The organism is Pseudoxanthomonas sp. X-1 (assembly GCF_020042665.1).
In the GTDB taxonomy this organism is placed as follows: Bacteria; Pseudomonadota; Gammaproteobacteria; order Xanthomonadales; family Xanthomonadaceae; genus Pseudoxanthomonas_A; species Pseudoxanthomonas_A spadix_A.
Genome location: NZ_CP083376.1, coordinates 4510639 through 4517037, shown reverse-complemented (window position 1 = coordinate 4517037; position 6399 = coordinate 4510639). Strand labels below are relative to the sequence as shown.

The 6399-nt window shown below is 53.5% G+C and carries 4 protein-coding genes and 1 pseudogene; all 5 read left to right on the top strand.

Annotated features, from left to right (window positions below; translation table 11 throughout):
* Positions 1-92: 92 nt before the first annotated feature.
* A pseudogene (locus tag LAJ50_RS20205) lies at positions 93-927 on the top strand (restriction endonuclease).
* A gap of 66 nt (positions 928-993) precedes the next feature.
* Entirely contained in the window at positions 994-3246 is a 2253-nt protein-coding gene (locus tag LAJ50_RS20200; RefSeq protein WP_224096411.1) for a phage infection protein, read from the top strand.
* 778 nt (positions 3247-4024) lie between these two features.
* The gene (locus LAJ50_RS20195) at positions 4025-4504 is read left to right on the top strand and encodes a DUF4145 domain-containing protein (RefSeq protein WP_138655166.1); all 480 of its coding nucleotides are present in this window, start codon (positions 4025-4027) and stop codon (positions 4502-4504) included.
* 68 nt (positions 4505-4572) lie between these two features.
* The gene (locus tag LAJ50_RS20190) at positions 4573-5385 is read left to right on the top strand and encodes a hypothetical protein (protein ID WP_138655168.1); all 813 of its coding nucleotides are present in this window, start codon (positions 4573-4575) and stop codon (positions 5383-5385) included.
* Between the two features lie 541 nt (positions 5386-5926).
* Entirely contained in the window at positions 5927-6259 is a 333-nt protein-coding gene (locus LAJ50_RS20185) for a hypothetical protein (protein ID WP_138655170.1), read from the top strand.
* Positions 6260-6399 lie beyond the last annotated feature (140 nt).

Here is a 6399-nt window from a genome sequence, read left to right as displayed (position 1 = left end):
ACGCGCGACGAATACTCACCCCCGACAGCACTACTCACCGCAGACAAGCGCGCCGCCGCGGGCTATGGTGCGAGCAGGGATGGGGGTCTTGCATGGGACGCAGACGCAAGCAGAACGGCATCGACGTGGTCGCCGGGATGCCGTGGCCGGTGGGAGTTGCCACCGGGCTGATCGGATTTCTCCTGGTCCGCTACGGCGTCGCCGGCTGGATAAGCCATCAGGGCGGACCGCTGGCACAAGGTTTCAATCAAGGCATCGGGGCCATGCTCGCACCGCTGGCGTGGATGGTGCTGGCCGTCTGCTGGATCGGCGCGGTGGCGTCCTTCGCCCGCAGCCGCCATCGCCGCAAGCTACTCGACACCCGCACCGATCTGGAAAGCCTCAGCCAAGGCGGCTGGCGCCAATTCGAACTGCTGGTAGGCGAAGCCTTCCGCCGCCAAGGTTATATGGTTGAGGAAACCGGCTTGGGCGGCGCCGACGGCGGTATCGACCTGATCCTGCGCAAGCAAGGCCGTCGCACGCTGGTGCAATGCAAGCAATGGAAGCGCCAGCAAATCGGCGTCAGCGTCGTGCGCGGAATGGCCGGCCTGCTCGCCCATCACCACGCCCACGCTGTGAAGATCGTCTGCATCGGCGCGTACACCAAAGACGCTGTGCGCTTCGCCCACGGCAAGCCGATTGAGCTGATGAGCGGGGCTCGGCTTCTGCAGATGATCCACGCAGAACAGCGCAAGGCCACGTCTGCATACATGCCTCAACAGGCCCGCGTCGAACTAGTGCTGCCGCGGGTGGAAACTGTGGTCGCGCCCGTCGCTACTACAGCTTGTCCCCCGCTGCAGCAGCGCGTTGGTACAGCGGACAAACCGGAGGACGGGGAAGGTGTTCTGGGGTTGCAGTCAGTTCCCGAACTGCCGAGAGCCCGGTTAATCGAACCCGCCCACGCTAGCCGATTGCCCGGCTACCTGGAGCCATGGGCTATGCCGGTCGCGGTTGGTGAGACTCAAGTACAGACAATTGCAGCGGCCAACGAGTTGCAAGCGCAAGGCAAAGACGCGAACTGGACACGAAGAGGGGGAGCAAATGGAACAGCTATCGGTTGACCTAGAGAATTGCTACGGCATCAAGAAGCTACAGGCGACATTCGACTTTTCGGAAACGCGCGCCGTAGCGATCTATGCACCCAACGGTGCCATGAAATCGTCCTTAGCCGAGACATTCAAAGACATCGCTACGAATAGTATGACCATTGACCGTATCTTTCCCGAGCGCGTGACAAAGAGAGAGGTTACGGATGAGTTGGGCGTTGATATCACTTCATCCGCTTTGGTAGTGCTCAAGAGCTATGAGGAAGTGGTTCCAAGCGAACGAACCTCGCTCTTGCTCGTCAACAGTGACCTCCGGCTTGAGTACGAAAAGCTCCTTCAGGAAGTTCAACAGTCAACCGAATCGCTAATAACGACGCTGAAGCGCTTGTCTGGTTCGAAGGCGATCGAGCGAGAAGTGTCAAACGCATTTACAAGATCTGACAATCAGTTCCTGAAGGCGCTTGCGCGTATCAAGGACGAAGTCGCCAATCAGGAAGGTGCTCCTTTCGCCGAAATTGAGTATAGCAAGATATTCGATCAGAGAACGCTCACATTGCTCGCGACGAAAGACTTCAAGCAAGCTATCGAAGCTTACGTAAAGAGCTACAACACTCTTATTGACAAGTCTAAGTACTTCAAGCGTGGTGTTTTCAACTACTACAATGCTTCTACCATCGCCAAGAATCTTGCCGACAATGGTTTTTTCAACGCTAAGCATACGATCCGCTTGAACGGGGATGCGGCGGTTATCGAAATAAACGATGTGAAGCAGCTGGAGGAAATCATTCAATCTGAGCGAAACGCCATTTCAGGCGATCCGGATTTGCAGAAGAAGTACGCCGAGATTGAGAAGAGCTTCAACAAAAACCAAGATCTGAGAGATCTTCAGGAGTATTTATCGGCGCATGAAAATGTTCTCCCTCATCTAGCGAACATAGATGAATTTCGAGAGGAAGTCATCAAGTCCTATCTGAAGAAGTGCTTCGATCAGGTTGAGGCACTGCTAAATCTCGTGAATAAAACTAATGAGAGAAAAGAGCAAATTGAAGAGGCGGCCTCAAAAGAAAGAACGCACTGGCAAGATGTGATCGCAACCTTCAATGATCGCTTTACAGTGCCGTTCCGTTTAGAGGTTAAGAATCTTGTGTTAGCAATCCTGGGCAAGGAAGCGCCAACGCTTGGCTTCACCTTCGTCGATGGAGACGAGGAGGCCGTTGTCGAAGAAATGCAGCTCATGTCTGCCCTTAGCACGGGAGAGGCGAAGGCGTTCTACATATTGAACGTGATGTTTGATATGAATGCCAGGATGAAGTCGGGAGAGGAAGCACTTTTTATCATTGATGATATTGCTGATTCATTTGACTACAAAAACAAGTACGCGATTATTGAGTACTTGCGAGATGCAGCAGAGCATAGCCACTTCCGACAGATCGTCTTGACTCACAACTTCGACTTCTTTCGCACTGCATGTTCACGATACATCGGACGGAAGAACTGCTTTATGGCCGTGAAAAGCAAGGAGGGGCTTTCGCTGGAGGCACCTTACGGCGTAAGAACCAATGTGTTCGAACACTGGAAGAAGCACTTCTACGATAATAAAGTAATCAAAATCGCGACTATACCGTTTGTACGTAATATCGCCGAGTACACACAAGGAACCGGCTCTGACGCGTACAAGATCCTAACTAGGATGCTTCACGTCAAGCCTGAGACGACTGACCTGACAGTCGGCGACTTGGATCAACAGTTCAATCTCGTCTTGAACAACAAAGGAGCACACTCAGAGCCAAATAAGAATTTTATTGAGTTCGTGTTCGAAGTTGCTGACCACTGCCTAACCTTGCCGGAAGGCGTGAACTTCGAGAACAAGATTGTCCTCTCTATTGCAATCCGACTTGCCGCAGAGAAGATCATGATTGGCAAACTCAATGATGCAGCACTGGTTGAAGAGGTTACTAAAAGTGGAAATCAAACGGCGCGCTTGAGTGATGCGATTCGTGACAAATATCCAGAAGACTATGAGCTGCATAAACTGTTGAGACAAGTCATCTTGATTACGCCTGAGAGCATTCACCTCAACTCCTTCATGTACGAGCCTATCGTAGATATGTCAGACGAAAGACTTAGGCGGTTATATAAGAACGTGAGAGCTCTAAAATAGCGAATATATAGCTCGGCATTTACGGCTCCCAAAACGGACGCCGATGAGAGTGACGAAAACGAAATCAGGCCAACTTCCATTCACCAGGTAATTTGTTGCTTTTTTGTTCCACGCCACCGGAGGGCAAAATTATGGCTAGTGTGTATGACATCGTTCGTAACGCAATCGCAACCAAGCAGATAATCTATGCAAATTATCAGGGCCACTACCGAGAAATGTGTCCCCACGTGATTGGGCGTAAGAATGGACGTGAGCAAGCTCTTTTCTATCAATTCGGCGGATACACAAGCACAGGCCCCATCACGGAAGACACTGCGAAGAACTGGCGTTGTATTCCGCTCGAAGGGCTTACTAACGTCGCTTCGAAGCCAGGTGAGTGGCGGACATATGGCAATCATTCGCAAGCACAGACTTGCGTTGACGACATAGACCTTGAGGTTGATCTGTAGGAAGTGAGAACGGGGATTTGAAAACAGGGGTTACAGTGCAGTTTTGGATAAGGAAACTCTGACTCCATTCTCCATCCGATTGATCAGCTGGTGTAGCCGCGGCAACTAGCAATTCATTCAAGCCGGTGCCGCCCCGCGACTCGGCCCAACTCAGGTATCAGGGTTTAAGGAGGTCACGGGTGCTAATTGATTGTCATATCTGCGCAGCAAAAGTTGACGCTGAGTTGCTGTGTGAGCACAACGACCTCGAGTTATTCGCGACAAAGACTTTTTTCCTCAAGTGTCCGTCCTGCGACTCGGCCATCGTTGCTGAGTCTCAGGAGGATTTTGTGGATAGCAAGACCGTTTGGTCTCGCCCAGTCAGAGTTCACCCGCGTCCCAAGCGCGCCTTGGGTTCAGACATTCCACCTATCGTGCGCAACTCAATTGATGAAGCCGAGAAATGTATGCAATCTGGCGCGTATCTCGCTGCCACTGCGATGTGTGGCCGTTCTCTTGAGGCCATATGCCGTCACTACAACACGAAGGACAGTTATTTGGGGGGTGGGCTCAAGGAGCTTCGTGACAGGGGAGTCATTGACTCGCGGCTGTATCAATGGAGCGAGGAACTTAGAGATCAACGCAACAATGCCGCGCACGCAACAGACACAGAAATTGGTGCCCAAGATGCCAACGACGTCATGACGTTCACGTATGCCATCATTGACTATGTCTTCTTGCTCGCGCAGAAGTTCGACCAGTTCCAGAAGCGCAAGAACGATCGGGCTACAAAGAAAAAGGCCGGAGGCCAGCCGACCAAGGCTCAGTAATTCATTCAAACCGGACCCGATTAGCGAGTCGACTTAATTCAGACACTAGGTCTCAGGGGAGAACTTCGATGCCCACGAACTTCAGCTTCACTGCGACTACAGATCTCCATGGTGTTAAAGCCTGTGGTCAGTCGATTGGTGCTCACATCGCGGCTAAGCTTGAATCATTTGGTAGCGACGAAAGAACTCTAACCGACGAACTCTGCGACATGCTGTGCATCTGGTTGAAGAGCCATCCTAGAGCTTCACCTGCCATCCAGATCAAGCTCCAGAAATCAACACCGAACGAAGAGTCACAGAACGGGGCAGATCTTCGACTTGTTATCCAATCACCTGAGGGGATCAAGGATTGTCTTTTTCAGGCAAAGGTTCTGGACCCTCAAACGGGAAAGCTGCGCTGCGCCACCGCGACCGGGTTTGCAAAGCTTGAAGACCAACTGTCTAAGGCGAGAGCAACTTGCGGCGATCTTGCTTTTCTACTCGTGTATGTTCCTTCGCAGCACCTAGATGGCTCGCTCTATAGATATGGAACGTACGAGCAGCATTTCTGCAGGAAAAGCAAACATGGTCTCCCATCCGCGCTAGGCGCCACTGTTATTCCCGCGAGCTCACTTCTCACTACCGGTGGCACATGGAAGAATCCGACCGATCCCGTGCCCCATGTAAACGGGAAATTCGTTGGAGGAATTGCCTTCTGGCAAGTGTTTCTTGAACTACTTGTATGCCGTCGAGGCACGTGGGATCGTCAGAGGAGTGAATTGCTGCTAAGTAAAGACGACAGAACGCTGAACTTTCTTCAGTTGGTTGTGCGTGCGAAATCGGAAATCCCGTGGGGTCAGCTGAGAGGTTCGTCCAGCGAGTTGCTCGGGCCAGAGAACTAACGCTTCAGACGTTAGGCGTGAGATCAAGCTCATGAATGTTCTTACAGTCATAGCAATTGGATTCGCGTTGGCGTCGGCTGGGGCGTGGCTCTACGCGGCTCGCGTAAAGGTTTCGCGTGAAGAAGCATTATTACGGCGCCGTCGCGCTGCTGATAAAAGCGGCAACGCCCCTGACCTCTCCGGTGTAACTTTTGACGGTTGGGAGGTTCGGGAGACCTTGGCAGCTCAATCCAGGTGGAACTCCATAGGTGCTGTACTCGCGGCTGCGTCAATCCTTTGCCAAGCTATAGCTCAGGCGATTGCTCGCACCTAACAACTCAGTCAAGCCGGACCGGCTTAGCCAGTGGACTCATCGCGGACGTTAGTCGCTAGTGAGAAGGCCCGTGGCGAGCAACAGAAAAGGCGCATCGAAGACAGGGGTCAGAGTTCAGTTTCTTCGCAAGACAGACCCGCCTCTGCCGCCCACAATCTGCGCCATTGACCTCACCTACATCCCCCACCCCGCATCCTCGCCGCCAGCTCAACTGACGGAGTACACACGATGATGAAGTGGATGGGTGCCGCACTGGCCACGGCGTTGCTGGTGTCCGGCTGCGCCAGGGTGGAGGGCGAGAAGTTCGTGGGCCACTGGGTCAACGTGCAGACGCAGGACGAGACGATGGACATCGAGCGCAGCGGCGAGGCCTTCATGGTCCGCAGCACCACGCCGAAGTTCTTCAGCCGCAAACCCCAGACCGACAGCTACCCGGCCATCTATAAAGACGGCGCGCTGCAGGTGAACAACGACGGCGAAACGGTCACCTTCGCCATCGACGAGGCCAACGGCCACCTCAACACCGGCAGCGATCAGTACCGCCGCGTCGAAACCAAGTGATGTGAAAGGCTGGCCCCCCCCAAACGCGGGCTCAGCCGACCGGATCAGGGGTACGCTGTGGTCCTCGCATGGAAGCCGGACACGCTCCACCGGCGTCGTCCGGGACGGTCAGGCGCCATGGCGCTCGCTCCATGCGGTGG

Bases quoted from the DNA above. Each gene is read 5' to 3' on its own strand.
- LAJ50_RS20190 (WP_138655168.1), top strand. From the start codon at position 4,573: ATGCCCACGAACTTCAGCTTCACTGCGACTACAGATCTCCATGGTGTT.
- LAJ50_RS20185 (WP_138655170.1), top strand. From the start codon at position 5,927: ATGATGAAGTGGATGGGTGCCGCACTGGCCACGGCGTTGCTGGTGTCC.